The organism is Pseudoflavonifractor sp. AF19-9AC, assembly GCF_003478995.1.
Classification (GTDB): Bacteria; Bacillota; Clostridia; order Oscillospirales; family Oscillospiraceae; genus Lawsonibacter.
In genome coordinates, this window is record NZ_QUGI01000003.1 from 45,288 (window position 1) to 70,960 (window position 25,673).

Below are 25,673 nucleotides of genomic sequence, written 5' to 3' on the forward strand. Positions count from 1 at the left end.
AGGAGGCTGCACATATGTTTGAAGAATTCTATGAGATGTACGAGCCCGAGGAGCAGGAAGTGGTCGCCCTGATCAATCGCTGCATTGGGGGCGGATTTAACTGGAAAGGCAACTTTTGGGAAATGACCGCCCAGACGCTGGGTATCGTGTTCTGTGACACCGGCAAGGTCAGCACCAAAGAGGAGCGGCTGGATTGGCCGGTCACCGAGGAGGAACGCAATAGTGACAAAGGCTGGGGACGCTTTGGCAAGGAGCAGATCTGTCGCCTGAAGATCCGCCGGATGAAAGAAGAACGGGCAAAAGATCTGGTGGTGCGCCCCTGGTGTATCTCCGAGATAGTCAATGCCCATGAGGACTGCCCGGAACTTCAGGCTGTTCTGGAGGAATACCACAAGCCGGTTGTGATCCAGGACCAGGTGCTGGGAGAACTGACGCTGGACAAGGACTATGATACCTTCGAGGGCGAAATCCAGTGGTGCGGAAAGGATGTGAGCCTTTCTCTGGAGGTCAATGCCGAAAGCAAGCCCTCCTGGACCCGCGCCCGCAGCGCCGCCAAAAAGCTGCTGGCCGACTGTGAAACCTGGGACAAGGCCATGCGGGAGCTTGCAGCCAAGAACCTGACCGAGCTGGCCAACAGCTGGCTCTCCCAGGATGAGGAAAATCCCCGCAACCCGGAAACCGACCCCATCACAGAGGAAGAACTTGCCCGGCGGATCAGCATAACGAGCCTATCCGTCACCTCCGGCGGCAGCTTCACCGCCTGGTTTGACTGCGATGAGATGTTCACCGATCATGCTGTGACGGTCTACGGTTCCTTGAAAAAGGGCCTCAAAACTGCCAACATTGAGGGATAAGGAGGCGCAGAGATGAAGCTGAACTGTAAACGCATTGATTTTACATATACCCCCGGCGAGGAAATCTTCAACTTTCCCGAGGAATCGGGACTACCCTTTATCTTCGATGTAGAGGAAGAACTGACCGGCGATCCTGCTGCCATGGATGCGGTGGGAGAAATACTGGATGAGGCGGAGAAATTGGCGGAGAAGGCCAAAGCCGCCATCAAAGCGGCGCTGGCGGACGAGGACAGCCGCTACCATAGCATTGTGACATTTTTCATGGAGTTCCACCGGGACGATGTAGGCCCGGATATTGCGGCGGAACTTTTTCCGGGAACCGACCCATCCAAGCTGTCCTTTGCCGAGATGGTGGACTTTTTGAAGCTCAAGCGGTTCGGCAGTCTGGTGGATGACGAGATGGATCAACAAGTTTTCATTATGGATCTGTCCTTCAACCCGGAGATCACCGACGAGTTGATGGTAATCTACTTCGACTTAAACCAGGAGATTTTCTGTATTACCCATGAAAGCTGATGAAAGAGAATTGCCTATGGAAAAAGCGACTGCTGATAATACCTGCTTAGGTGTTTTGAAGGGACGGGACTGCATCTATCTGGATCAGGTGAAACAGGATGCTCTGAACAATCTGACCTTTACGGGGGACATCAATGGCCATCTAATCTCCCAGTGCAGGGACGAAAAAGACTGGTTTCCCTATACACTCACCTTCCGGCAGGTGCTGGCCTATTTTACCTGTGAATTGGACACCTATGAAAATATGGCTGGGACGGAGTATCTGGATGGCAGTTCCTTCGATTTAATTGAGGACAGCACCTGGCTGAAGTCTCTGCCGGTGCGGGAGGACTTTGACAAAGGCATCTATCGGCACTACCGGCTGTTTACATACGATGATGTTTACAACATCATTGCTGTTTCCTATGAGTTTATGGAAGAGTTGTAATTGTCTGAAACCTGCTAATGGAGGTAACCACCATGATCAAAGAACGCATCCCCATCTCCGGCGATCTCAAAAGCAAGGTCAAGCAGCTGATGGAGTACGCCGGATGGCAGGAAGGGCGAAAAGTGGACATCTCCATTGCGGAAAAGTATTACGCCGAGCATGGTGCCCCGATGATGAAGTCCACCCAGCGGTTTTACCGCAAATATTTCGGCCTGTGCTGTGAGTGGTATCTGGAGCAGAAAAAACTGAACTGGGCGGCTGACTTCCAATTCGCTTTGTTCCCTTACCTGGTCAACGGGATCAAAAACCATTTGGAAGAAGCCTATTTTCGGGATATGTCCGGCTGTGAACTGGCAGAGGTAGAACAGGCTGCTGGTGAAAAATGCCAGCCTATCGGTCATATCGGCTACTACTACCCGGCGGAGGTTTGGATCTCCGAGTACGGGAAACTGTATGCGAAATATGAGTACCAGGATGAGATTGAGTGCTTTCCAGATGTGTTTGCCCTGATTGAACGGGATCTGCGGCAGTGCAACTTTGATTCCGCTGCCATGAAAACGGTTGAGGCATTGGATGGAAAGCTGTAAGAACTCTTCAAGGAGGAACTGACATGAGCATCAAAGAGAAACTGGAGTCTTTGGGCAGAAACAGCATTCAGCTGAAAATTGCCAGAAAAGAAACATACAAGCTGGGCGCTACCCGCTTCGGCGGGAAGCCGGATGTGCCGCCGGACTTCGTTTGGCCCACCTATGAGGGCGAGAGCTATGACCATGTGGTGAAGGATCGTCCTCTCACTTTCCTGGCTCAGTTCAACTGTGCGGAGCTGGCCCAGTTTGACAAAGAGCATCTTCTGCCCGATCACGGCCTGCTCTCCTTCTTCTATGAGACGGATACCCAGTGCTGGGGCTATGACCCCAAGGATCAGGGCTGTGCCCGCGTCTACTGGTTCGAGGACATGTCCGCGCTGTCCGCCGCTGACTTCCCGGCGGATATGGAGGAAGACTTCAAATTTCCTATGGTTAAAATCAAGATGGACTCAAAATACTCCTATCCTTCCTGGGAGGACTTCAGCGATGTGTTCCCGGATGAGGAGGATGACGACGCTTTCGACGATGCATGGGAGGAACTGACCGGCGAGGACCCCGAGAACCCGGATGATCGCTCCCAGCTGCTGGGTTGGCCCGATGTGATCCAGAACAGTATGTTCGACGAGTGCGACCTGGTATCCCAGGGCTATGGCCTGGGCAATCCAGAAAACTGCAATAGAATCCCGAAAGATATCCGTCAGCGGGCGGAAGAAACGGCCCGTGACCGCTGGATGCTGCTGTTCCAGCTGGATACCGTGGAGCAGGGTGACTTCGAGTTGATGTTCGGAGACTGCGGGCACATCTATTTCTATATCACCAAAGAGGATCTGGCCGCCCGCCGCTTTGACCGGATCTGGCTGGTCCTCCAGTGCTGTTAAAAATATGAAACAGGACTTTACTACTTGGCGCAATCAAATATTACAGAATCCCCAGAACATTTCACCGCTGAAATTCGGCATGTCACAGGATGAAGTGATAGAGATTTTCGGCAAGCCCGATGCTGTTTCCACCATGAGAAGCGGCGGGAAACCTTTGATCCTCAAGTATCATGACATTGAACTGCATTTCGATAGAAAGGCCCCTCATGGGCTCTACTTAGTTTATAGCGACGACGAAATCGAGCTGAGCATAACAGATCATCACGAAGAACTGCTGCAGCCGATTACAAACATAGAGACGCTGGACAATGAGTTTTTCTTTCAGGATGGAGCCGTATATTTCTCTGGCCTATATGAAAACAGCCTGCTCAAGGGTGTTGCGCCCAAAGACTTCTGCTGCTGGCATTACTGGGGTAAATCCTCTACGGCCTGCTTTCTCGGCGGGATTCGCCTGCGTGGAGCAGACCCGGCATCGTTTCGGGTGTTAAACTATGCCTACGCAATGGACAAAACAGCCGTCTACACCACCAGCGGGAGAATCCCAGATGTAGAGCTGGCAACCTTCCAGGTGTTGGACAACGGCCAGAACGATTCGGGTGCGCCACAGGGATATGCAAAGGACAGCCGGCAGGTCTACTTCCACAACGGAGACGGCAAGGTGAAGATCATCAAAGGCGCGGAAGTTTCCTCTTTCCTCTCGTTGGGCGACACCTATTTTGCCAGGGATGAGAAACGAATCTATGCTTACGGTAAGCAGCTTCCCAAGGCGGATCTGCCCTCATGGGAATTGCTCGGTCACTGGTATTCCCGCGATGCCAGGCGGGTGTACTACCTCAACCGGGAGATTAAGGGGGCGGATCGGGACAGTTTTGCGGTATGCACCCCGCTGGACGCACCTCCGCTTGCCGATCATCTGGCCCGTGACAAGGAACATTTTTACCAAAACGATGAGATGATTGAAGAACCGCTGTGGCTGGAAAGGCTGCAAGCAATACAGGAAAAATGAAAGGAGCAATCTCTATGAAAGCATTTGACCCCAATTACAAGCTGCTGGACGAGATGTATCAGGACAATTACTATCCTGCTTTTCTGGTAGACAAGGTAAAGGACGAACTCCAGAAAGTCATCGACCTGCTGGAGAGCGGCGAAACCGACGCCGAAGTGGTGCAGGAGACGCTGGACGAGGCGGTCTGCGGCATCAATGATCTCCAGGAGGAGTTTGACGAGAACGACAGCGAGCTCGAAACTGTGGCACGGGAATGCATTGCGGAAAATGTGGCCTACATTCTGGCGTGGTTCAACATTCCCATTGATACCGAGGAGGCCATCCGGGAACGGGACTGGTGAACCTCATGGCAGAAAAAGAACTGGCCGTCTGTGATGAGTGCGGCAGCCTGTTTTTGAAAGGCTCCTCACAGATGATAGGACTGTGCCCGGAATGTGCTCATGTTCTCTATGGCTACCCAAATTGTCCCCATCGTTTCCTGAATGGCCGGTGTGTGAACTGCTACTGGGACGGCTCTAAGAGCGACTACATCAAGCATTTAGAGGAAGATTGAGTCAAAAAGGGACTGGTGAAGACAATGTCCATTGAAAATATGTTTGGCGAACTGGATAAGATCGACATTCTGGCAGAAACCAAAGCCGGAGAAGTGGTGATGGTTTTGGTCTGCAACGGCTTTATTGACGGCTCCCCGGAAACGCAGAAGGCCCTTCTGGACAAGATGGAGGGCTATCTGAACCACACCCAGAGTGAGGAGTTTCAAAAGGAATATGGTGGCTGGCCCGTGATTTTGCGTGTGACCCTTGGCCGGGAGCCGGATGAGCACATTCTGGCCCTGCTCAGCAAGTGTCCTGCTTGGGCGGCGGACTATGGCGTAAAGCCGGAATTTGAAATTGGAGGAAAACAGGTACGCATTGTAGAGAGCTGACCTATGCTTAAATCGAATCAACAGGAGGGAACTACCATGCCGACTGCCGAGTGGCTGAACAAATACGAATCGATTAAGGACAAACTGGCCTGCAAAACCGACCTGGACGCGCATTTTACAGAAAAAGTGATTGGGGACATGGCGGTGGATGTGCTGGACATCGGCACCGTCCACTTTCCCACCGGGACAATCTTCGCCTGCGATCCTCTGGTGGAGCTGGAGGACACGCCACCCTTTATCCAGACGATCCCCGCCGGGACTTATCCCGTAAAGATCTGTGTGGTCCCCAGTGAGAAATATGGTGACCGCTACGCCTGTGTCAAGGTGGAGGTCAGCCGGGAAAAGCCTGTCCGCTATGAGCTGGGCATGACCGGCAAAGAGGATCTGGACGGGGAAGTGGGCGAGGACGAGTATTTTGGCTTTGGCGTAGACGCTGGAATGGGCTGTGTTGCGGACATCCAGACCCAGGCGGCTTTTAAGGTATACTGGGCCAAGCGGCTGGAGGAAGACCCGGACATCGACCCCTACAACGACCTGTTCTGCGATCTTCTGGAGGAAAACGCCAAAGCCCACCCTAAATATCAGGGAGACTACGGCGACTGGCTCAACTGGACGGTGCCGGACACGGACTGCAATCTGCCCATCTTTGCTTCCGGCTGGGGTGACGGCTACTATCCCGTCTACTTCGGCTATGATGCAAAGGGCGAAGTCTGCGCCGTGTATGTGCGCTTCATCGACATTGAAGCCAGCTACAAGGAGCAGGCGTAAGGAGGGAAACAGCGATGGAATGGCCGAAACGGGCGCGGACAGTGAACTGGGAGAGCGGTGTCCTGACCTTAGACGGAGAAAAGCAATTTGAAGTCCCGGAACTGACCGCAGAGATCATGGAGCGGCTGGCCGGTTACACCCTGGTGGGCTTTCATGTGAAAGGCTATCCGGTGACGGATGAACTGCTTGGCCCCTTTGCCGGGCATAAAAGCATGGCCAACTTCGGCGTGGAGGACGGTGCGCTCACCGACGCCTGTTTCCCCGTTTTTGACCCTATGCCCAAGCTACGCTATCTGCTGCTGGACGGCAATGCCGCCATCCATGGCAGCGGCTTGTCCGCCTTGCAAGGCTGCAAGCTGGACCTTCTGACACTCAACCGCACCGGGCTGGATGATGCCGGTCTGCTCCAGGCGGCCTCCATCCCCAAGCTCTCCCACATCCAGATCGACCATACCGCCGTTACCTATGAGGGCCTGCTGGCCATCGCCGGCAACAACCGCATCGAGCCGGTGGCCCATGTGCAATTCACCAAGGAGCAGATGGAACACTTCTCCCAGCTCCAGCGGGAAAAGGCAAAAAAGCCCGTCCAACTGGACGGGCAGGCGGCGGAAGAATGTCGCAGAATCTTGTCCGCTTTCTTTGCCGAGATGACGCAGTGGGAGCAGTACATGGAGCAGGCTGGGTTTGAAGATGCCGAGGCTGTGCCCCGCCTGCTGGCGATCTGGGAGAAGTATGTGAGCGAAAAGCCCCGTCCGGGCTACCGGCCCCTGGGCCTCTCATACAGTGCCCAGGGCACCTACAACGGGGAAGAATTCCTTGATGCGGAGCAGATCACCAAGAACAAGCTCTACATCTACACCAGGGAGAAAAATACGGGCTTTGACCGCCGCTTCCTTATGAAGCGTGTGGGCGATAACTGGATGATTGACGGGATTCAGGAGCGGCTGGACGGCTGGCAGCGCACGGGTTTGTGAGGCATCACATGGCTTGGGAATATGAAACTTTTGGCCCAGACGGTCAATGCAAATTGTTTGGTGTGAACATCTTTGACTACGACTGGCAAACCACCGGCAAGCGAGTAAAAGTCAAAGACCCGATCTATAGCCAAGGCCATACCTTCGAGGTCTGGCAGGTAGAGATTGACGGGCAGATCCACCGCTTTGCCGCCGGGGAGTTCTCCAACTGTGTATGGGGATTCTATCTGGAAAAGAACGGATGAGAGGAGCGTGGCGCCATGAAAGCCAACGCCGGAGAGGTCTATACAGTCTATAACCAATATCTGAAACGCTACACCGCCTGCCAGGTGGCCTATATTGCGCCGCCGGACTCGGTGAGCGAAGAATCTTGGGCGGTGGTCCTCTCTCTGGATTGGGTGGGCGACGCCCCTCTGACTGCGGAGGAACTGCCCCATCTCCGCCCGCTCTACAAGGACTTCATGTACTGGTCACGCGACCTCCACCTGCTGCGGGTGCCGTTGGAGGTCCCGCCCCAGTACACGCTAGTGGGCACACTGCCGCCCTTCACCGACCAGCCCTGCCGCTCCTATGGCGGCTGGAGTGACGGCTATGATATGTATCTCCAGATCCGGTGGCAGGCCATTCCGGAGGAACGGCGGCGGGCCTTCAAGGAGGCCATGGAGAGCGAAGAGAAAACGGAGATCGGCGGTATCCCGGTGAAGGTCAGCAGCCATCGGGTGACGGACCAGTACGAACCATTCGATTCGGCGCTGGAACTAAAGGCGCTGCCTTGCCTCTCCACCCTTATCTGCGAGCGGTGGCACTCGGATCTGCTGGAGTTTTTGCGGGAAAACCCCTTTGTTGATGAAGTGACTTTGCTGAACCACGGTCAGAGGACACTTGATCTGCGGGGCACCAGCATCAGAAAGCTGATGCTGGACATGACCGGGCTGGAGGAGCTATGGCTGTGTGAAGGAACGGAGCAGCTCCTGTTCCAGAACAAGGGGCCGGACGCCTGTACCATCCATGCCCCCGAAGATGGCAGCGGCTTGACCCTCCAATTTATCGGGGAATACTGCCCGCACACGGAACTGCCGAACCTACGGGGGCTGTATGGCATCGAGCTGAAGGACTTTGATCTGACCGGGCTGGCTGCTGTCCATCCCCACCTGAAGGAACTGCGGCTCTGGGGCGCGCCGGGAAACCTGGGGAACTTCTCCGCCGTGGGAGGGTTCCGGGAACTGACGAACCTCTCCACCTTCGACCTGTTCGGCTTCGGCGCAGCTGACATCCCCACCCCGGAGCAGGTGCCGGAGCTTCGCTGGTTCTGGATGACCAGCCTGCCGGAGACGGCAGCAAAAGCGGCAAAGCAGCTCTGGAAAAGCAAGTCGGGAATGGACCTGCGAATCACCAAACCCCGGAAACCGGAGTGGCTGGCGCAAAACCTGGACAACCCCTTCCGAGGCTGGGACGGCGCGGAGCATATTCCCGCCTCCGCTGCGAAAAAGGCAGCCAATCAATACCGCAAGACCCGTTCCCAGCTGATGAAGCTGGCCGCTGAACCGGGCGAGGACGCCCAGGCCCAGGCGCTGGATGCGGTGACAGCCTATACCCAGACCTTCAACAAGATGGGATTTATCGAAACCGAGGAACGGGATGAAATTTACATGGCTCTGCGGGGTATCCTGGACGCCCTGCCGGGCGATATGCTCCAGAAAGATGCTCTGATTGAGAAGTTTGATGAGCTTCGAGATTTTTGAGGAGGTTGAAAAAACAATGGATACAAGAATCACAGAACTGTTGGAAGAGATAAAAAAGGCAATCGACAAGGCTGCCACCACAGGCGACAAATATCAGTTTATAGATCCGGTCTTTGATTTAACTGATGAACTGGAACAGTGCGAAACACCTTTTGATGCTGTAAGACCGATCTTGGAACTGATTGAATCTTCTCCCAATATTGATTTTGGCGGTCCTGGGCCGTTGGGTAGCTTTATGGAGAAGTTTTACCATGAAGGCTATGAGGAAGAATTGGTCGCATCGTTGAAAAGGAAACCAACCGAATACACAATTGCTCTCATGTTCCGCATCATTGCAGATAAGAAAAATCCCAATCTGAGTGAATACAAACATCTGTTAAAAACACTTGACTACACCTCTGAAATTGATACTTTCTGGTTGGATGAGATTGCGAAACTGTGAAGGATTTGAACCCATTCCGGTTTCGGCTGTGAAAGTAATTACCTGAAAGGAGTGTGTGGGCGCATGAGCCGAATCGTTGATGAACCCTATTTCACCCACAGCGCCTACAGCGCCCTGACCACCGGCATCCAGGTGAAATGCCCCAAGTGCCACGGCGCAGGTATTGTAACAGCGGATGAGGATAACGCCTATTTCCGGTGCCTGAGCTGCGGCCACCGGATGACGCAGGATCGGACGGTCTACCGCTATGATGTCCATAACCAGTGCAAAAACTGCGGAAGATACTACCGGGTGGATATTGAAGATACGGCAAAACAGCACTTTCCCGTCCTCCATGTGGCCTGCCCCTATTGCGGGGCAACCATGCCGGGCGAGGTACACAAGACGGCGGAGGCTTTCTCCTATGGCGCGGAGATTCAGGGCGGCAAGGACCCCTGGTTCGGCCTGGAACTGTGGTTTTTGACCTCCTTCCAGGGTAAGCCAGTCTGGGCTCTCAACCGGGAGCACCTGGCCTATCTGATTGGCTATCTCAGCGCCGATCTGCGGGAAAAGCCGCCGGGAAGAGCGAAAATGACCCAGGCCGACCATCTCCCCACCTTCATGAAAACCGCAAAGAATCGGGATCGGATCGTGAAGCTGCTGAAGAAACTACAGGAGGGATGAGGATGGATCAGAATGTCCTTTATCGTGGTCAGCGTCTTACCCTGACGCGGTTTTGGGCGACGGGAGAGCCTTGCCTGTGGATCACCGATCCTCAACAGATCGGGATGCCCAAAATGGAGTTTGTGGGAGGCCACCCGGACGAATACTGCATTTTTCTGAAAAATCTGACGGAATCAGAGCTGACACAGATCACATCCCTGGACGGCGCTCCGCTGGATGTAAAAGAAGAACTAAGCGATATCTGACAGGAAAGGACAAGCCCTATGGCACTGCAAGACAAGAACATCATGCCTCCCCCTTGGCTGGCTCACCGGGAGATTGAGCGATACTCCATTGGCTGGCGCATGGGCTATGGGGAGGATTACATAGACCGATTTGGCGATTGGCTCGACACCCTCTCCCCGGAGGAGCGGACGGAATACCGCACTCTCTTTCCTGAACCGGTGACCTGGAAGGGCTGGTGGGATGACGAGGACAGCAGCGAGGTGCTGGAGCATGGTGACTTTTGGGTGGATGCGTGGCAGCCGGAGGGCCGGCCAAAGTACACCCGCCAGTGGCTCCAGCAGGAGTTTGCCGCCGGGCGGAAGCGGGAGCTGTGCCTGTTCTGGGGCCATCAGCTATCCGAGGACGGCCAGCTGACAAAAAGCTGCCTCAGCCAGTGGTGGATGGAGGACTTCTATACGACGGCTGACTCCTACCTCTGCATGGAGCAGTATATGATGGCTGCCAAGGCCGAGCTGTTCGGCGACAAAGAGATCCGGGACCAGATTTTGAAATGCAGCGATCCAAAGCAGATCAAGGCCTTGGGCCGCAGGGTACGGGGCTTTGACCAGAAGGTGTGGGACAAGTTCAAATACGCCATTGTGCTGCTTGGCAACTGGCACAAATTCAGCCAGAACCGCGAACTGCGGGAGTTTCTCCTTTCCACCGGGGACAGCGTGCTGGTGGAGGCCAGCCCCTATGATGCCATCTGGGGTATCCGCCTCGCGGCCAGCTCCCCGGAGGCCCAGGACCCCATGAAGTGGCGTGGACAAAACCTGCTGGGCTTTGCGCTGATGGAGGTGCGGGACGAGTTGTGCCGGGTGACACAGAATGAAATGCTTTGCGATTGGAGTATGGTATGGCAACAATGAAACTCTATGAACTGGTCAACCACTACCACATCGGCACGGAACTGACCTGCGCCGAGGCGATGTTCATGGCCTGCAATGAATATTACCATCTGAATTTGTCCGAGGAGACCCGGAAAATGTTCTCCGTCATGGGCCTTGGGATGCAGACCGAGCAGTCCTGCTGCGGCGCCTTTACCGTGGCGGTGGGGATCATTGGGCTGATGACCGCAAAAGAAGGTCAGACGGATGTGAGCAACATGGAAGGCTATGGGATGATTGCTGAATTGACGGACTTCATGCTGGGCTTCTATGGAACGCTCCACTGCGTCGAGCTGCAAAAGCTGGAGATCGTGGGGGTTGAGAATCCCTGCCACGCCATTGTGGAGGCGCTGGCCAAAAAACTGGAGGAACTGCTGGCAGGCCGAAGGATCTTCCGCCCGGTAAACGGAGGACAACTGGGCTGCTGATGTGCCGGGAAGCGAGGGATTACATGAAAGACTTTTCCCAATACGGAAACAGACCGGACGACCAGTGGGAGATGCTGCCCTGGATACCCGATCCGCGTCCGCCTTTCAAAATCTGGATGAAGCCGGAGCAGATCGCGCCATTCTTTCTCATTCCCCACCACCCCTATGCCATCTCCCTTCTGCTGAAGATCAGTGACGGGTTCCGGACAGAAGAATTCTGCCGGCTGGGACTGACCGGCAGCAGCGGAGACTGGGAACGGCTGGTCCGGGGCGTGATCCGGGAGTTTGAGGAAAACAACAGCGGCGAGGATCTGTTTCACTTCGACTCCGACGAGGATGTGTTCTGCGTCTATTCCCAATACATCGACGACCTGATGATGCTGGCCAAAATGATCCGGGCGGCCTGTGCCGATGAAAAAACGATGCGGACTTATCTTGGCAAGATCGAGTACATCAAGCTCTTTTGGGAGGGCGTACCGGAGGGTGAACCACCGGTCATCCTCTATGAAGTGGATACCGAGAATGAGCGTCTGGCCCTCCGCTCCATCGACATCTTTGCAAATGGACGCACCCACAACATCCCTGACCTTTACGACGGTGTCATCGAGATCACGCCGATCCCCACCGTGGAGGAATTGAACGCCCATGTCTGGGGCAAGGAGTTCCACGCCTGCGTAATAGAGAAAGCAGAATTTGAGGCCATCTGGGAAACTCACACCTATGATGGAGCGTTAAAGTAACCAGGAGGAGTCCCTATGAACAAATCCTTAAAAGCCAAAAATCTGCCGTTGTTCTCCATCATTGACCTGGACCAGCTGCGCCGGGAAAACCATCTGGAGGGCACAGAAGTGACAGACTTTTTCACGGCAAGGGATGGAAAAGTCTATCTTCTCATGGAACAGCCGTCCGAAACACAGGGTAAGGACTGGCTCAGCACCCCTTCCACCTATACCGCAGTGGAAATCCAGCTGGATTGGGCGGAACAGCGGGTGCTGGAAACGACGCTGTTTCCTCTTGGCCTCTTGAAGTTCCAGTTCCATTATTTGCGGCCTGCAGGTGATCACTTCCTCCTGCTGGGGGCAAGATGCGCCTATCGGGAAAACGGCCCTGACCAGAACGCCTGGATTGTCAGCCGGGACGGAACTGTGCTGTCCCGTTTCTGCCTGGGGGATGGCATTCAAGATTGTGTGGTAAAAAAAGATGGCACCATCATTACCAGCTACTTTGACGAAGGTGTATTTGGTAATTACGGTTGGGATGAACCTCTGGGTGCTTGCGGCCTGATTGCATGGACATCGGAGGGAACTTCTCTCTGGAAGAATGAGAAGTATCCCATCTACGACTGCTACGCCATTAGCCTGGACGAAGAAGAAAACCTGTGGTTCTATTATTACAATGAATTCCGGCTGGTGCGGACGAACTTCAAAGAGGACTTTGTGTTTGAACTGCCAATCGAAGGAAGCGGAGCTTTTTCTGTTGCCCCGTCTGGTGATACTTTTCTGTTTCAGGGCGGGTATCAGAAACACAACAAATTCTACTTCCTTACTGCTCATGGTGGTCGCCTTGGGAAAAAACAGAAGGCTATTCCCACCTGTGACGGAAACAAGGTCGCTGTGGAGCAGTGCGGTCTGCTTCGCAGCCAGATGCTGTTCCTCGGGAAAAACGGTGTTCTCTATGGCGGGGTACTTGGTGAAAGCGAGGCGTGACAATGGTTGAAATCAATCGTGTCTGGCTCAATGTGGATACAGACACCAACAAAATCACACTATTCAGCCGTCCCCGTGTATCCATCCGTGTGGATGAGTACATTTGGGGTTTGATCGAAGAACATATCGTGAAGCCCCATAAGCTCATGCGCAGCGAAAAGCATAGGTATCTGCTGAAAATTGCCTTTGGCCGATTTGATCCGGTGCGGCACCGATATTATCCGCTTTCCCCGTACAACGGGCAGCTTCGGGAAGGTGTCAAGCCGGACAGCGCAAACGGATGGTATCCCCGTGAGGACTTTGCAGACGCTGCGGAACGCGCCACCTGGTTCTCCCCCGATAAAATCTGGACAAACTGCGGCAACAAGGTTCTGGATGTGAATGTTGATGCCGCCAATGTGAGCGAGAGTATCACCCCCAGAGAATACGCAGACTTGCTGTTCGATGGGATTGGGGCAGCACTGGTGTTTAACTTCAAAAGGCTCAAGCGCGAGGAGTTTGATGGGCTGAAACCCAAGATCGACTGGAGCATAGTAGATAGCTTCCCCTTCCCCGCATCCTTTGAGGAGCAGCAGTACATTGGGGACGAGGGCAAAATTCATGTGTATTCCTGGGATGGCAGGCAGGAAACGAACCTTGTAGGCCCTTATTCTGTGCGGGATTTATATCTGGACCATTTCGAAAAATTGTGAGGTGAGCACATGGCAAAGGGCATCCGTGAACGCCTACTGGAGCAGGCAATAAAGTTCCATCAATGGCAGGAAGCCACTTATCCCGGCAAAACCAGCGAGGAACTCGGCGGTGAGTGGGAAGTCGATTATCCATACTGGAATGATACTTACAGTGCCTTTTGCCATGTGTTGACCCAAATGGATGCAGAAACGGCAGACAGCGTCCTACTGGATGAGATGGTCTATCTGATCGCCAGGGACAACGAAGCGGAGGGGTTTATACAGGAGACCACTTCCCATCCCCAATGGTTCGAGTGCCTCTGCCGCAGGGCCGCAGCCTCCAATGAGAGTGAGGCCAAGTGGCAGTTTGCCGCGTATCTGCCAGAATGTCCGTGCAGCCAGGAAGTAAAAGACATGATCCTGGACTTCGCAAAGGACCCCAATGAATATGTGAGCCGGCGGGCACTTTTGGCGATGCCCGCTCTGCGTCCTGACTGTGTGGAACAGTTCGCTCCGCTGTTCTGGGAGCGGAACTGTTATTCCCTCGAATTACAGGAATACCAGCGGATCGCGGTTCTGGTCTCGCTGGACGCCATCCATTCCGGCCTGCTTCCTCAATACTTAGAGCAGGCCAAGCAGGATGGCCGGCGCTATCTGCTGGAACACGCAGAAAGGATCGAAGGAGGACTACTGTGAACGAAAATTTATTCCGCACCCAATTCGATCAACTGGAAACCACCGAGAAACAGGCGCTGATGGAAAGCCTGGCTGCTCGTTATGATATGACTTTTCTCGGTCTACAACCCTTTAACCGCTGGGGCCAGAGCAGCACCACCGGCATATTCAAGAAAGATGGCCGGGAGTTTGTCTTTGTTCCCGGCGATACCGTCACCCTGGGCTGGGAACGGTTCGCCATAGGGCTCAGTCAGGACAGCCGAGAGGAACTGGACTATCTGTTCCAGGAATGGGAGATGGAACAGGACCCGGAGGAGATGATACGAGAAAGTATGGCTCCTGTTCGGCAGGCAGCCATTGGCCCCATGCTGGTGGGCCGGGAGTTGGAGGAGCTCTGCTGGGAGCCGGTCACAATGGACGATCCCAGATTGACCGCCCACCCTGACTGGCTGAAGAAGTTCCGGGAGTTTGCCTGGAGCGACCTTGACAGCCTTACTATGCACCAGTCAGCCCGCATTGAGCGGACGGAAAAGGGCTTTCAGATCTGTATCTATAACCGCACTGATTACGATGAACTCCTTGCCGGGCTGGAAAAGCAGGGGCTCTCGCTGCCTACGGCAGACGAGTGGGCCTATCTGTGCGGCGGTGGGTGCCGCACCCTGTTCCCCTGGGGAGATGGAATGGACTACTCCATGCACCTGCACCACTTCGAAAGCCCAGAGGATGAGGACAAGCCCTTCGATATGGAGGAGCCTAACTTCTTCGGAGTGTCCATCGCCTATGACCCCTATATGCGGGAGGTGGTGAAGGCCGAGCAGTTTACCACTTGCGGCGGTGATGGCGGGCGCAGCATCTGCGGCGGACTGGGGATCTTCCTCGGTTTTCTGCCCTGTTCGCCCCACTGCAAGCCGGAAGTGCAGGAGGACAAGGAACTGAACGGCGACTATGACTTCTACCGGCCTATTATCCGGGTGGAGGCAATTTGAGAATGCGGAGGGCACCATGAGAGAAACAACACCCGATCTTACAAGGATCAGCAAGTATATCAGTTTGATCCTTCGGCACAAGCCGGAGGTCATTGGAATCCAGTTGGACGCCCACGGCTGGGCGGATGTCAATGCGCTGTTAGCGGGTATCAGCAGAAAATACCCCATCAACCGGGATATTCTGGAGGAAATCGTGCGGAGTGATGAAAAGCAGCGGTATTCCTTCAGCGAGGAAGGGACAAAAATCCGGGCCAACCAGGGCCACTCCATTCAGGTGGATGTGGAACTCCCCGTGACTGAACCACCGGAGACGCTGTACCACGGAACAGCCCAGCGTTTTGCCGCCTCCATCGAGGTCCAGGGACTGCTTCCCCAAAGCCGCCTGTATGTCCATCTGTCCCCAGATCCCGAAACCGCCGAAAAAGTAGGCCAGCGGCACGGCAAGCCTGTGATTTACCTGGTGGATGCCGGCCAGATGCACCGGGACGGATATTGCTTTTATTTGTCCGCCAATGGAGTCTGGCTGACAAAGGTGGTTCCTGCGACCTATCTGAAACGCTTAAAGGAGTGAATGCCATGCGTACCGCGTATGGTACAGACAAGGTGAACAACACGCTCCGTCTTTTTTAAGAAAGAAAAAGGTATTTGGAGAACGACAAAATAATATTTGAGATGGAGATTAAGAGCTAATATGACAGATATTCACGACTTAGTGCCAAAAAATAAATTTGATAGTTCAAATATAGAGAGGCTAAAACACCTTACTGACAATGAGATTGAGCCGATATTACCCTCTCTTTTGGAGTGGATACAGGACTGTAATTGGCCTGTTGCTGGTGATATTTTGCCGGTGCTCGCTTTACACCAATCAGCCCTTGTCCCTTTAATTCATAGAGTTTTAAGTCCACATGAAAAAGACGACATATGGAAGTATTGGATTATCACCTGTCTGGTACCTCTTTTTTCCGATGAGAGCATAAATTGTATTCTCTCAGATATACAGAGGATTGCAAAAAGTCCTACACAGGGCGAATTAAGAGAAGAAGTACATGAAGCCGCTGTTATCTTCTTGCAGAACAGACTATCAAAAACAGGTCGATAACTTCCCATTTATCGGGGAGATAGCAAAGCCAACCGAGCCAGCAACGGTCAAGATGAACTGCACATTTCATGAGCCGCCGCTGACAGCCTCGACTGTCTTTGCTGATAGGCAATCAAGCCGGTCTTTCGGCAGATGGCAGATATCAAAAAGGAAAATCTGGACACCCGGCTGTGGGGCCGGTGTGGAACCTATTACTTACAGAAAAAAGACTGAAGGAGGCGTCAACATGGATGTCGTGAAACTCCCCAAGAAGGTCCGCATGGTCTGCTATGAGATCATGGATGGCAAAGAAGGAGCCTTGGACACGCTGGAATCCTTTGCCGATAAATATCCCCATCAGGTAGCGGCGGTCAAGGCCGAGGTCGCCTATTTCAACCTGGACTATGAAAAGGCGCTGGCTTTGGATCTGACCATCCTTCCCTGGCTGGAGGAGTGGTATTACAGCAATGTGAGCGATGAGCACATGATTGCCATGACGGTGGCCGCCATCCAGCTCCACCGGGAGCAGGAGCTGATTGAGGCGCTGACGAAGGAACAGACGCGCATCCGGGCTGAGAACGGCCTCCCCCAGCGGGATCGGTTCTGTGACATCCTGATGGACTACCTCAAACGGGGCCTTATGCCCTTTGCGGACAACGACAAGAACTACCCCTACCATGAACCGGAGGAACCGCAGACAAAGGAGCAGCTCTGGGCAAAGCTGGCGGAGCAGAACAAGAAGCTCTCCCCGGACGATCCCGATGCCAGGCGGAAGCTCTATAACCACTGCTGTATGTTCGGAACCGCCAGGGATGCCGTAGATCTCTTTGAGGAGATTCAAGGCGTGCCCATGGCTGACTCCTCCTATCGGGACGCAATCGCCCGCTATCTCTATCTGGGCGAGCAGGAGAAGGCGCTCCAGACAGCGGAGCGGTTGGCAACATCGCGGCTGTGGGCGGTTGCCGGGCCGACGCAGGTGCGTCCCATGTCCTTCTTTGAGGACCCGAACCTGCGGGAGTTTTTGCTGGAGCCGGAATCCCTCCGGCGCATCCGGGAGGCTGCCCTTATTGATAACGGAACTTTGACGCGCAAGTGAGGAGGATGGTCATGTATATCAAAAAATACTGGGGCAACTTTATCGGAGGCTCGGACGACCGCCTGAACCTTGTGGCCTTTTTAGAAGACCAGAAGAAAGAGGAAATCCCCCTCAGCGAGATTTTTGCCAAGATCGGGCTGGACAAGCAGAACTGGGACTTCCGCCAGACCGTGGAGTATCTGGAGTTTACACACTCCGATGGCGTGGAGATGGACTTCCACTTCGCCATCGATGTGGTCACCGATCTGGCCGCCATCCTGCTGGAGTGCAGCATTAGCGGCAGTGTAAACCTTCAGGATCTGGATGAGTACAACACCCCTTCCCGCCGTATCCGCATCACCGCCACGCCAGAGGAGCACGACGCCATGAACAAGGCCCTGGCGGATTTTGCCCAGAATCCGCTGGAATATGACCTCAGTGAGATGATGGACGATGAGGAGATCCAGGAGATGGCTCGGGATGTGGAGGCACTTCGGAAGGAGCTGTACGAGGCCGCTGGCCGCAACCGGGACTACCATGTGAAGGCGGAGGATGTGAAATCTCTGCTCCCTGACTGGAGGGGTGCCGATGGCTGCATTGCCACCAACCGTATCACGGTGGAGGGCTGCAAGGTCGGCTACTGCTACCGGGAGAAGCCGGACGGCGACTGGGACAGTGGCTGGCGCTTCACCGCCGGTGATGAGAGCGAGGAGTACATGGACGACCCCAACAATGCCGGGATTTACAAGCTGAACACAATCTGCAACGACGATCCCGACATCATTGCGCTGCTACATACGCCCGCCCCCTGCGCCTTTGAGCGGGATGAGAACGGCGTGTTCCAACAAATCAAAGACTGGAAACCGGATGAGGACGAGGAGGACCCGGATATGGATATTTTGAAGCAGTGCCAGAAGTGGCATGAGAACAACGAGCATCACAAGATCATTGAAGCACTGGAGGGCATTGAGGAGCGCACTCCGGAAATGGACAGCCAGCTTGCAAGGGCGTACAACAACGAGGCAGATCACAGAACGCCGGAAGGCAGAGCTATGCTCAAAAAGGCCATCGCTCTCTTGAAACCTCATGAGGAATACTTTGAGGGAGACTACTACTGGAACTTTCGCATGGGCTATTCCTATTACTATCTGGATCAGGAGGGCAAGGCTCTTCGTTACTTTGAAAAGGCATTGGAGGCCCGCCCCGATGACGAGGACACCATGCAGCTGATCGACGGGTGCAAGAAGGGCATTTCTCTGCCTCAGTTCTCGGAGTGCTTCCGGGAGCGGACGGAATCTACATGGAAGGACTTTGCTCAGCAGGAAGCCCAGCTTCGCCGGATGATGGATGAGGACAAGGACCACACCCGGGGCCAGGAGCTGGTGGACCGGGTGGAAGGGATTCTGAACCAGGCGTTTGACGAAATCTCTTTCGAGATGGGCGTGGGCGGCGAGAAGTACGAGCTGATCCTCACCCCGGAGGGGGATAAGGTCAAGCTCTTTGAGCTGGTCTATTTCCAGAAGCACGCCCCCAAGGAGGTGCTGGAGCACTGGAACATCCTGGTGGGCCGTCAGCCCATCCGAAACATCGGCCTTCGCACCGACGATGGCTGGGACATCTCTGGGGAGGATGTGCAGATTTGGCTGGAGCAGCAGGGCAAAAACAGTTTCGCCCTCTCCGCCTACTGCGAAAAGCTGCTGCCCATGCTGGAGGAAGAAGAAGGCCGGGCCTGGTGGATGCTCACCACCCTCACCGACCAGGTGTTGGGCGAGATCCCCCACATGAGATACATAGACAGCTTTGATGTACTGGAGGCCCCCAGGGCAGAGCCGTCCATCCCCATGTCCCAGCTGCCGGACAAGCTGAAGGAAAAGGGAGCGAATCTCTCCACTGACCCGGAAGCCTATCTGAACAGCTACCTCGGCTACAAAATGGAACCCAACAAGGACCCGGATGCCGATTGGCGGCTGGATGTGATGGTCGGCTCCACCAACTGCGTGCCGCTCATCAACGGCTATCTGGATGCCGACAATGACTTCATGGACGCTCTCCATGCCGACGGCGCGGTGGCGGGCTTCTTCTGCTATCCTCTGGATACTCTGCGGGAGGAGGAAGGAACGGATAAGATTTTCGACTTCCGGGACAAGCTGGAAGAAGTGTTCACCACCGGCGACGGCCCGGAGGTTCTCACCCTCACCGGCGGAGCCACCGGCCTTTTCTGCGGCTATGTGGACTTCATCGCTTGGGACATCGAAGCGGCGCTCCAGATGGCAAAGGAGTTCTTCGAGGACAGTGAGATCCCCTGGGCCAGCTTCCACACCTTCCGTCGAGAAGCAGGTACTGTGAATCTGAAAACGCCGCCCGAGGAGGAACCGGACGATGAGGATCAGATCCCCGAGCTGGACGAGACGCTGACGGGTATGGACTATATCCCTTACACCCCGCAGAACGAAGAAGAATTCTTCCAGCAGCTGGAGCAGTGGAATGACGAGGACGAGCACACCCGCTGCATCCAGGCATTGAACGCCATCCCGGAGGACTGGCGGAACTACCGCATCGTCTATGCCATGGCCCGGGCGCTGGAAAACTACGCAGTTTTGGGCGACCATCACGAGGAACCACCCTACTACAAGGCAGAAAAAGCCCTGCTCCGAGCCATTGAATTACTGGAATTAGTTCGGGAGGAAGGCCAGGACAAGGCCCAGTGGAATATGCGGATGGCTTATGGATACCAGTATCTCTACCATCAGGAGGAAAAGGCCATCCCCTACGCCCAGCGGTGGGCGGAGCTGGACCCACAGGACGAGAACGCCCTGGCGGTGATTCAGGAGTGCCAGGAGGAGATCGCAAAGCGGGCCGAGGCAGAGGCCGAGGACGAGAGTGACCACACAGGCGTCTTCACCGGCTTTGTGCTGCTGTCCAAGGCAGAATGGGATAAAAAGCAGTTCATCCGGGATATGAAGGAAAAGTGGGACATCGCCGTGGATGAATATGACGCCAGCGAGGAGAAGGACGATGACGCGCTGGTGTTTGAAGTAGGCGATATGCTCGCCGCCGTCAGCCTGAATAACTATCCCATCCCCGGAGGCGAGGCCGAGGGCAATGCGGAAAACAACTATATGTGGGAGGATGCGGTCAAGGTTGCCAAGGAGCATTGTGCCCACTTGATGGTAGCAGTGCTGGGCAAAGAGGAGGATCTGCTGGAAAAGGGCAAGCTGTTCACCAAGGTGGTGGCCGCCTGCTGTCGCCAGGAATATGCCACCGGCATCTACACCAGCGGCGTGGTGTTTGAACCCCGGTTCTATGAGGGCTTTGCTGAGCAGATGTGCGAGGACGAGTTGCCCATCTTCAACTGGATCTGGTTCGGTCTCTGGCGGGATGAGAATGGCATGAATGGCTACACCTATGGTCTGGATTCGTTTGGTAAGGAAGAGATGGAGGTGCTGGGCACCGATGCCAAGCCGAGCGATCTGCGGGACTTTTTGGCCAGCCTTGTGTCCTATGTACTGGAGAATGATGTGGAACTCCTCGACGGGGAGACCATCGGATTCTCGGCAGATGACAAGCATACCATCACCCGCAGCCCTGGCGTCGGATTGCCGGAGGAGCAGATGACCCTGAAAATCTCCTGGGCGTCATCGGACGGTGACCCTGACGATGACGGCGATGACCCGGATGGCGAAGCGCCCGAGGATGAGGAATCCGGTGTTCCCGAGGTCTACACCGAGGAGGAGATGGAGGCCGTCGAGGGGCACATCCAGCAGTATTTCGGCAAGTTCGAGAATGTGTTCCATGAGCTTTCTTCCCCGGACATCCATGTGGATATCTGCGTGGTGCCGCCCTCCGAGAAGCGGGACTACTACACTCTGGTCACCATGGGCATGGGCGCCCACCGGATGAATGTGCCGGAGGAACTGGCCGAATACAAACTGGAGCGGGCGGAGCTGGCCATCGCGCTGCCGGGGAACTGGAAGCTGAAGCGTGAGGATCTGAAAAATGAGCGGTGGTACTGGCCCATTCGTCTGCTGAAAACCCTGGCCCGCCTGCCCATTGCCAGCGATACCTGGCTGGGCTTTGGCCATACCATGGACAATGAGGAGGACTTCGCAAAGGGCACAAAGCTGTGCGCCGCCATTCTGACTGGTCCCCAGGACACCGAAGATGGCAGCGAGGTCTGCATCCTGCCGGGCGGCGAGGAGGTCAACTTCTATCAGGTGATCCCCCTCTACCGAGAGGAATTGGAATATAAAATGGAGCATGACGCAGATGCTCTGTTGGACAAAATGGACGGCATCAGCTTTGTGACTTACAATACCCGTCCCAACGCCATGACCATGGGCAAACTTGGCAGCGTGGAGGACGGCGGCGTGATGGAAATGGATTGTGCTGACTGGCACCTGGAAACCATTCAGGAAAAGAATCTGCCGGTGGATGAGATCAACGTCTACAACCACATGGCTATTTACCTGCGCTGGTGCATGGAGCATGACCTGATGGGCGATGATTTCCTTGCGAAGTACGGAGAGGTAGTAGAAAAGGTCAAGGTTAATCCTGCCGGCGTGGATCTGCGGGAATTTATCCGGGATGAGCTGGATGGGCAGCTGGTAGGCCCGATGTTCAACAAGATCGGCCGAGCCTTTGCCTCCTACTACTATGGGGAGCCGGACAGCCCCTATTTCCCCAGCGACATCGACGACTATGCCATTAGCGTCATCGGGCAGGAGCGCAATTACTCCGACGAGATCCAAGACGAAGCCTATCTGTTCATCCCCTTTGACGAGGACTACTATCAGGCCATGGCAAAGGTGATCGAGGAACGCTTCACCAACTGGCAGGGACAGGACTTCGACGAGGACACACTGGAGCCTTCCGAGGTCGCTCAGGCCATCATGGAGTATCTGGACTGCGAGTGTACCTATTTCCCCTCCATGAAGGATGATGACCCCATCATGGCAGCCTACAACTATGCCAAGCGGGACAGCGCCCAGGAAGGCTTTGTGCCGGTGCTCATCAAGGCGGATGATGAAACGCTGTTGGAGTGTCTGGTGATGAATGCCGACCCGGAGAATGAAGCAGACATTTACGAATTTGACCTCAAAACTGTAACAGAGTACCGGAAGAAGATGCTCTCCGCCCCTGTCAAGGACGGAAAGGCGGTTTTGGAGGAATTGACCGATCAGCGCAAGGAAGAAGCCGAGGATGACGATATGGACTGGGAGGAGGAAGTCCTGGGCGAGATGGAGGGCGGCTATGACAATGACCGCTTCTCCTGCTACTGGGACTTGGACAGTCACATGACATATCCGCTCATTCTGGCTAAAATTCCGGTAAAGAACCCCTGGGAGATCTTCGCCTATCTGCCCTTTGGAAATTGGAATGAGTGTCCCGACACACCGGACCTGATGGCAGTGGCGAAATACTGGTTCCAGCAGTATGGCGCCATCCCTGCCGCCATGAGCCACGATGAATTGGAATTCCTGCTCCCAGCCCCTGTTTCCCAGGAGAAGGCCATGGAGGTTGCCACAGAGCAGTACGGCTTCTGCCCGGACATCGTGGATCAAGAACAAGATGACCCCACTGTGGGCAATCTGGCGGATGTCCTGCGGCAGTCCACCGTCTGGTATTTCTGGTGGGATTGATGGGAGGTGCGACCAATGACAGAATATCAGAAAACCTATATCGAACTAAAAAAACAGTTTGTTGCGACCAATGAAGGTCCGGACAGTGTCCGCGCTCTATATACCTTCAAGGAAGAACTTGAGCAGAGTGAGGATCAGCAGGCCAAGGAAGTGCTGGTGGATGTGTATGATCTGCTGGACTTCAAGAAGGATGCCTATGAACTGCTCTGCCAAATCGGAAATCGTTCCGATAAAAAGACCCTCAAGCGGCTGGGCACGCTGAAGGACTATGCGGAAAACTGGGGCAATCATTATGCCCTCCCCAAGCCCAAAACGCCGGAGGAAAAGCAGAAAGAGAAGGAGCGGCAGGCCCAGCTGGGCCTGCCCACCTTCCGGTATCACCCCAACCCGCTGGAAACCGGCGCTTTTGAAGAGTCTGCGGATGGCGTTGCCTGCGACTGCTGCGGCAAGACGACCCATATTTTCTATACAGGCCCCTTTTACGCTGTGGAGGATGTTGAGTATCTGTGCCCGGAGTGTATCGCCAGCGGCGAGGCGGCCCGGAAATATGATGGCAGCTTCCAGGACGATTGCTCCGTGGACGATGGCGTGGAGAACCCGGCCCAGTTGGACGAGCTCATCCACCGAACTCCCGGCTACTCCGGTTGGCAGCAGGAATACTGGCGCGCCCACTGCGGCGACTACTGCGCCTATCTGGGCCATGTGGGTGCCAGAGAACTGCGGGCGCTGGGTGTGCTGGAGGATGTGCTGGACGATCCAATGTGGGATGACGAACATAAGGAAATGATTCAGGAATCCGTCAATGGCGGGCATCTGCAATGCTATCTGTTCCAGTGCCTCCACTGCGGAAAACACCTGGTCTGGATGGATTTTGATTGATAAGGAGGTGCCTGCACCAATGGAAAAAACCTTCCTCAACCCCGCCACAAATAAGCAGTGGCGGATTGAAATTGATGGACATACCATCCGAACCTGCTTGAATGGCGGGAAGGTTAAGGAGATCCTGTGCGACTCCGCCTTCCAGGTCAAGAGCAAGGCCGCCAGTGCCATGATGGGCCAGATGCGGAAAGGATTTGTCTATCAGAATCCGGATGCCGCTGTTGGGCAGGCGCGGTGCCACCGATTTGTTGGAAAGGACAGCAACGGCTTTATGCCCCTGGCTGCCGCCCTCACACGGGACGACTTCTTCCTGACGAGGGTGGTCGGAGATTTTGAGGACGAAACCCTCTATCACTTCGATGGCAGTGGGGAGATCTTCGAAACAGTTTCCCTGGGTGCAAAGAGAATGACCTATGAGCAGGTCCTCTGCCCCAATGACACCCTTCTTCTAAATAACAGCTATCTTCTCCAGCAGTTCTCACTCCGCACCCATGAAATCATGCCCTTTGCCAACAAGAAAAACAGCATGAAGACCATGCTGGATGCCAGCGGCGACCTGGCCCTGTGGTACACAGGCGAGGAAATCGTCGTCTTTGACTTTGGCAGCAACACAGAGGTGTGGCGGGAAACGGTAAAATGCAAGAAGTCAAAAGACCCGAATTTTGCCTATTATTGCTTCGGGATGCTATCTCCCCGACAGAGCAAAGCGGCTTACCGCGTCACCGAGGGTGAGTATGTGCTGGTCGATTTGAAGTCCGCCCAAAAAGTAGTGATCCCCAATGAAGGTTGGCATCCCTTCTTCTCCCCGGATGACCAGTGCTTCTCGGTGGGCGGCAAGTTCTATCTGACCCAGACCGGAGAGGAAACGACCACTCCCCTCCCCTTCCCTGTCCGACAGGGACTGAATTTTTCAGATACCTGCATGGTACGGACAAGCGGTAGTCTGATGGCTGTTCAGCAGGATCGGGGCAGCTCCCCCATAGAGGTGTGGGATACCGACAGCGGCCAACTGCTGGCCACCATTGATGACCCCTTTGTGGTGCGGCAGGTGAATTTTGCCTTTACCAAGAGCGGACTTGTCCTGCACACCGACTACGGGGCCATGAGCATCTATTCCTGCGCCCTCTGAAATGGAGAAATGAACTATATTTACTTTTACGATGAAAAAATGGAGTGGGCACAATGAACTTTAACGAAGCAATGCAAATACTTGGAAACAAGCTGCAAGAAAAGTATGGGCATTTAGGCTTTAAGTATAAAAAATCCGACAAAACGCTTACGAGGCACAGTAAAAATTTCACCTATATGATTGCGTTTTCTTCATTTGGCGGGAACACAAAGGATAGCATAAGCATAGAGGTTTGCTATATAATCAACACCCGTCCATACGACCCTTATGGTTATGCCAAACCAGACATCAACACACAACCGCTGTTTTACAGTTTAAGAGACAATGAAATATATCTCGATATAGGAAATGAAGGAAAAATTAACAATACCTTTGAGATTGTTTGTCAGTGGATGGATAAATTACTGATTCCGAAAATGAATGAGCTTTGTGCTACCGAGTAATGTGGAAGTAATGGCAGAGAAAGAGCGT

General features: G+C 54.5%; 29 protein-coding genes and 2 pseudogenes. All 31 read left to right on the forward strand.

Translation table 11 applies throughout. The features are described 5' to 3' along the window. Positions 1–14: 14 nt before the first annotated feature. The gene (locus tag DWX58_RS05760; protein WP_118642034.1) at positions 15–854 is read left to right on the forward strand and encodes a DUF2262 domain-containing protein; all 840 of its coding nucleotides are present in this window, start codon (positions 15–17) and stop codon (positions 852–854) included. A gap of 12 nt (positions 855–866) precedes the next feature. After that, positions 867–1,370, forward strand: a complete 504-nt coding sequence (locus tag DWX58_RS05765) for a DUF2004 domain-containing protein (RefSeq protein WP_118642035.1) — start codon at positions 867–869, stop codon at positions 1,368–1,370. A gap of 16 nt (positions 1,371–1,386) precedes the next feature. Further along, positions 1,387–1,797 (forward strand): hypothetical protein, encoded by a 411-nt coding sequence (locus tag DWX58_RS05770; RefSeq protein ID WP_243093280.1) that lies wholly within the window; start codon positions 1,387–1,389, stop codon positions 1,795–1,797. A gap of 32 nt (positions 1,798–1,829) precedes the next feature. Continuing rightward, entirely contained in the window at positions 1,830–2,384 is a 555-nt protein-coding gene (locus DWX58_RS05775) for an SUKH-3 domain-containing protein (RefSeq protein WP_118642037.1), read from the forward strand. A 23-nt stretch (positions 2,385–2,407) separates the two neighbouring features. After that, positions 2,408–3,262: a YwqG family protein gene (locus tag DWX58_RS05780; protein ID WP_118642038.1), complete on the forward strand. Its 855-nt coding sequence runs from the start codon at positions 2,408–2,410 to the stop codon at positions 3,260–3,262. A gap of 4 nt (positions 3,263–3,266) precedes the next feature. After that, positions 3,267–4,268 carry a DKNYY domain-containing protein gene (locus DWX58_RS05785; protein ID WP_118642039.1) on the forward strand — a complete coding sequence of 334 codons (1,002 nt, stop codon included), beginning with the start codon at positions 3,267–3,269 and terminating at the stop codon, positions 4,266–4,268. 14 nt (positions 4,269–4,282) lie between these two features. Continuing rightward, complete coding sequence (locus DWX58_RS05790) at positions 4,283–4,609, forward strand: DUF5713 family protein (protein WP_118642040.1); 327 nt, start codon at positions 4,283–4,285, stop codon at positions 4,607–4,609. Between the two features lie 5 nt (positions 4,610–4,614). Next, positions 4,615–4,803, forward strand: a pseudogene (locus tag DWX58_RS05795) (DUF4241 domain-containing protein); the annotation flags it as partial. Positions 4,804–4,845: 42 nt separating this feature from the next. Next, positions 4,846–5,193, forward strand: coding sequence for a hypothetical protein (locus DWX58_RS05800; RefSeq protein WP_118642041.1), 348 nt, complete (start codon positions 4,846–4,848; stop codon positions 5,191–5,193). Positions 5,194–5,196: 3 nt separating this feature from the next. After that, positions 5,197–5,961: a DUF4241 domain-containing protein gene (locus DWX58_RS05805; protein WP_118642042.1), complete on the forward strand. Its 765-nt coding sequence runs from the start codon at positions 5,197–5,199 to the stop codon at positions 5,959–5,961. A 14-nt stretch (positions 5,962–5,975) separates the two neighbouring features. After that, entirely contained in the window at positions 5,976–6,935 is a 960-nt protein-coding gene (locus DWX58_RS05810) for an NTF2 fold immunity protein (protein WP_118642043.1), read from the forward strand. An 8-nt stretch (positions 6,936–6,943) separates the two neighbouring features. Next, complete coding sequence (locus tag DWX58_RS05815) at positions 6,944–7,180, forward strand: hypothetical protein (protein ID WP_118642044.1); 237 nt, start codon at positions 6,944–6,946, stop codon at positions 7,178–7,180. Between the two features lie 15 nt (positions 7,181–7,195). Then, positions 7,196–8,677 (forward strand): hypothetical protein, encoded by a 1,482-nt coding sequence (locus DWX58_RS05820; RefSeq protein ID WP_118642045.1) that lies wholly within the window; start codon positions 7,196–7,198, stop codon positions 8,675–8,677. Between the two features lie 16 nt (positions 8,678–8,693). Then, on the forward strand, positions 8,694–9,119 hold the full coding sequence (locus DWX58_RS05825) for a hypothetical protein (protein WP_118642046.1): 426 nt from the start codon (positions 8,694–8,696) through the stop codon (positions 9,117–9,119). Between the two features lie 63 nt (positions 9,120–9,182). Then, positions 9,183–9,782 carry a hypothetical protein gene (locus DWX58_RS05830; RefSeq protein ID WP_118642047.1) on the forward strand — a complete coding sequence of 200 codons (600 nt, stop codon included), beginning with the start codon at positions 9,183–9,185 and terminating at the stop codon, positions 9,780–9,782. 2 nt (positions 9,783–9,784) lie between these two features. Then, positions 9,785–10,027, forward strand: coding sequence for a hypothetical protein (locus DWX58_RS05835; RefSeq protein ID WP_199648707.1), 243 nt, complete (start codon positions 9,785–9,787; stop codon positions 10,025–10,027). Positions 10,028–10,045: 18 nt separating this feature from the next. Then, a complete protein-coding gene (locus DWX58_RS05840) occupies positions 10,046–10,915 on the forward strand; it encodes an NADAR family protein (RefSeq protein WP_118642049.1) in 870 nt (289 codons plus the stop codon). After that, on the forward strand, positions 10,903–11,361 hold the full coding sequence (locus tag DWX58_RS05845) for a C-GCAxxG-C-C family protein (protein WP_242960511.1): 459 nt from the start codon (positions 10,903–10,905) through the stop codon (positions 11,359–11,361). Before DWX58_RS05840 ends, DWX58_RS05845 begins: the two co-directional genes overlap by 13 nt. A gap of 23 nt (positions 11,362–11,384) precedes the next feature. Beyond that, a pseudogene (locus DWX58_RS15590) lies at positions 11,385–11,819 on the forward strand (immunity 51 family protein); the annotation flags it as partial. After that, complete coding sequence (locus tag DWX58_RS15595; RefSeq protein WP_347559161.1) at positions 11,805–12,101, forward strand: hypothetical protein; 297 nt, start codon at positions 11,805–11,807, stop codon at positions 12,099–12,101. The pseudogene DWX58_RS15590 and the gene DWX58_RS15595, both read left to right, overlap by 15 nt. 15 nt (positions 12,102–12,116) lie before the next feature. Beyond that, positions 12,117–13,067, forward strand: coding sequence for a hypothetical protein (locus tag DWX58_RS05855; RefSeq protein WP_118642051.1), 951 nt, complete (start codon positions 12,117–12,119; stop codon positions 13,065–13,067). Between the two features lie 2 nt (positions 13,068–13,069). Further along, entirely contained in the window at positions 13,070–13,759 is a 690-nt protein-coding gene (locus DWX58_RS05860) for a hypothetical protein (protein ID WP_118642052.1), read from the forward strand. A gap of 9 nt (positions 13,760–13,768) precedes the next feature. After that, complete coding sequence (locus DWX58_RS05865; protein ID WP_118642053.1) at positions 13,769–14,434, forward strand: hypothetical protein; 666 nt, start codon at positions 13,769–13,771, stop codon at positions 14,432–14,434. Further along, a complete protein-coding gene (locus DWX58_RS05870; RefSeq protein ID WP_118642054.1) occupies positions 14,431–15,399 on the forward strand; it encodes a hypothetical protein in 969 nt (322 codons plus the stop codon). The genes DWX58_RS05865 and DWX58_RS05870 overlap by 4 nt, the downstream gene beginning before the upstream one ends. 16 nt (positions 15,400–15,415) lie before the next feature. After that, on the forward strand, positions 15,416–15,970 hold the full coding sequence (locus DWX58_RS05875) for an RNA 2'-phosphotransferase (protein WP_118642055.1): 555 nt from the start codon (positions 15,416–15,418) through the stop codon (positions 15,968–15,970). Positions 15,971–16,090: 120 nt separating this feature from the next. Next, positions 16,091–16,501: a DUF5071 domain-containing protein gene (locus DWX58_RS05880; RefSeq protein WP_118642056.1), complete on the forward strand. Its 411-nt coding sequence runs from the start codon at positions 16,091–16,093 to the stop codon at positions 16,499–16,501. A 226-nt stretch (positions 16,502–16,727) separates the two neighbouring features. After that, complete coding sequence (locus DWX58_RS05885) at positions 16,728–17,576, forward strand: hypothetical protein (RefSeq protein ID WP_118642057.1); 849 nt, start codon at positions 16,728–16,730, stop codon at positions 17,574–17,576. Positions 17,577–17,587: 11 nt separating this feature from the next. Next, on the forward strand, positions 17,588–23,194 hold the full coding sequence (locus DWX58_RS05890; protein ID WP_118642058.1) for a DUF2185 domain-containing protein: 5,607 nt from the start codon (positions 17,588–17,590) through the stop codon (positions 23,192–23,194). A gap of 15 nt (positions 23,195–23,209) precedes the next feature. Next, positions 23,210–24,073 (forward strand): CbrC family protein, encoded by an 864-nt coding sequence (locus DWX58_RS05895; RefSeq protein ID WP_118642059.1) that lies wholly within the window; start codon positions 23,210–23,212, stop codon positions 24,071–24,073. Between the two features lie 19 nt (positions 24,074–24,092). Next, on the forward strand, positions 24,093–25,202 hold the full coding sequence (locus DWX58_RS05900; RefSeq protein WP_118642060.1) for a hypothetical protein: 1,110 nt from the start codon (positions 24,093–24,095) through the stop codon (positions 25,200–25,202). 53 nt (positions 25,203–25,255) lie between these two features. Beyond that, the gene (locus DWX58_RS05905; RefSeq protein WP_021630242.1) at positions 25,256–25,645 is read left to right on the forward strand and encodes a hypothetical protein; all 390 of its coding nucleotides are present in this window, start codon (positions 25,256–25,258) and stop codon (positions 25,643–25,645) included. Positions 25,646–25,673: the final 28 nt, after the last annotated feature.

Excerpts from the sequence above, each read along its gene's own strand:
- DWX58_RS05865 (WP_118642053.1), top strand. The coding sequence starts at position 13,769 with ATGGCAAAGGGCATCCGTGAACGCCTACTGGAGCAGGCAATAAAGTTC.
- DWX58_RS05760 (WP_118642034.1), top strand. The coding sequence starts at position 15 with ATGTTTGAAGAATTCTATGAGATGTACGAGCCCGAGGAGCAGGAAGTG.
- DWX58_RS05785 (WP_118642039.1), top strand. The coding sequence starts at position 3,267 with ATGAAACAGGACTTTACTACTTGGCGCAATCAAATATTACAGAATCCC.
- DWX58_RS05765 (WP_118642035.1), top strand. The coding sequence starts at position 867 with ATGAAGCTGAACTGTAAACGCATTGATTTTACATATACCCCCGGCGAG.
- DWX58_RS05905 (WP_021630242.1), top strand. The coding sequence starts at position 25,256 with ATGAACTTTAACGAAGCAATGCAAATACTTGGAAACAAGCTGCAAGAA.
- DWX58_RS05880 (WP_118642056.1), top strand. The coding sequence starts at position 16,091 with ATGACAGATATTCACGACTTAGTGCCAAAAAATAAATTTGATAGTTCA.
- DWX58_RS05900 (WP_118642060.1), top strand. The coding sequence starts at position 24,093 with ATGGAAAAAACCTTCCTCAACCCCGCCACAAATAAGCAGTGGCGGATT.
- DWX58_RS05860 (WP_118642052.1), top strand. The coding sequence starts at position 13,070 with ATGGTTGAAATCAATCGTGTCTGGCTCAATGTGGATACAGACACCAAC.
- DWX58_RS05875 (WP_118642055.1), top strand. The coding sequence starts at position 15,416 with ATGAGAGAAACAACACCCGATCTTACAAGGATCAGCAAGTATATCAGT.
- DWX58_RS05815 (WP_118642044.1), top strand. The coding sequence starts at position 6,944 with ATGGCTTGGGAATATGAAACTTTTGGCCCAGACGGTCAATGCAAATTG.
- DWX58_RS05810 (WP_118642043.1), top strand. The coding sequence starts at position 5,976 with ATGGAATGGCCGAAACGGGCGCGGACAGTGAACTGGGAGAGCGGTGTC.
- DWX58_RS05800 (WP_118642041.1), top strand. The coding sequence starts at position 4,846 with ATGTCCATTGAAAATATGTTTGGCGAACTGGATAAGATCGACATTCTG.
- DWX58_RS05835 (WP_199648707.1), top strand. The coding sequence starts at position 9,785 with ATGGATCAGAATGTCCTTTATCGTGGTCAGCGTCTTACCCTGACGCGG.
- DWX58_RS05855 (WP_118642051.1), top strand. The coding sequence starts at position 12,117 with ATGAACAAATCCTTAAAAGCCAAAAATCTGCCGTTGTTCTCCATCATT.
- DWX58_RS05780 (WP_118642038.1), top strand. The coding sequence starts at position 2,408 with ATGAGCATCAAAGAGAAACTGGAGTCTTTGGGCAGAAACAGCATTCAG.
- DWX58_RS05825 (WP_118642046.1), top strand. The coding sequence starts at position 8,694 with ATGGATACAAGAATCACAGAACTGTTGGAAGAGATAAAAAAGGCAATC.
- DWX58_RS05830 (WP_118642047.1), top strand. The coding sequence starts at position 9,183 with ATGAGCCGAATCGTTGATGAACCCTATTTCACCCACAGCGCCTACAGC.
- DWX58_RS05840 (WP_118642049.1), top strand. The coding sequence starts at position 10,046 with ATGGCACTGCAAGACAAGAACATCATGCCTCCCCCTTGGCTGGCTCAC.
- DWX58_RS05885 (WP_118642057.1), top strand. The coding sequence starts at position 16,728 with ATGGATGTCGTGAAACTCCCCAAGAAGGTCCGCATGGTCTGCTATGAG.
- DWX58_RS05820 (WP_118642045.1), top strand. The coding sequence starts at position 7,196 with ATGAAAGCCAACGCCGGAGAGGTCTATACAGTCTATAACCAATATCTG.
- DWX58_RS05770 (WP_243093280.1), top strand. The coding sequence starts at position 1,387 with ATGGAAAAAGCGACTGCTGATAATACCTGCTTAGGTGTTTTGAAGGGA.
- DWX58_RS05845 (WP_242960511.1), top strand. The coding sequence starts at position 10,903 with ATGGCAACAATGAAACTCTATGAACTGGTCAACCACTACCACATCGGC.
- DWX58_RS05890 (WP_118642058.1), top strand. The coding sequence starts at position 17,588 with ATGTATATCAAAAAATACTGGGGCAACTTTATCGGAGGCTCGGACGAC.
- DWX58_RS05895 (WP_118642059.1), top strand. The coding sequence starts at position 23,210 with ATGACAGAATATCAGAAAACCTATATCGAACTAAAAAAACAGTTTGTT.
- DWX58_RS05775 (WP_118642037.1), top strand. The coding sequence starts at position 1,830 with ATGATCAAAGAACGCATCCCCATCTCCGGCGATCTCAAAAGCAAGGTC.
- DWX58_RS05790 (WP_118642040.1), top strand. The coding sequence starts at position 4,283 with ATGAAAGCATTTGACCCCAATTACAAGCTGCTGGACGAGATGTATCAG.
- DWX58_RS05805 (WP_118642042.1), top strand. The coding sequence starts at position 5,197 with ATGCTTAAATCGAATCAACAGGAGGGAACTACCATGCCGACTGCCGAG.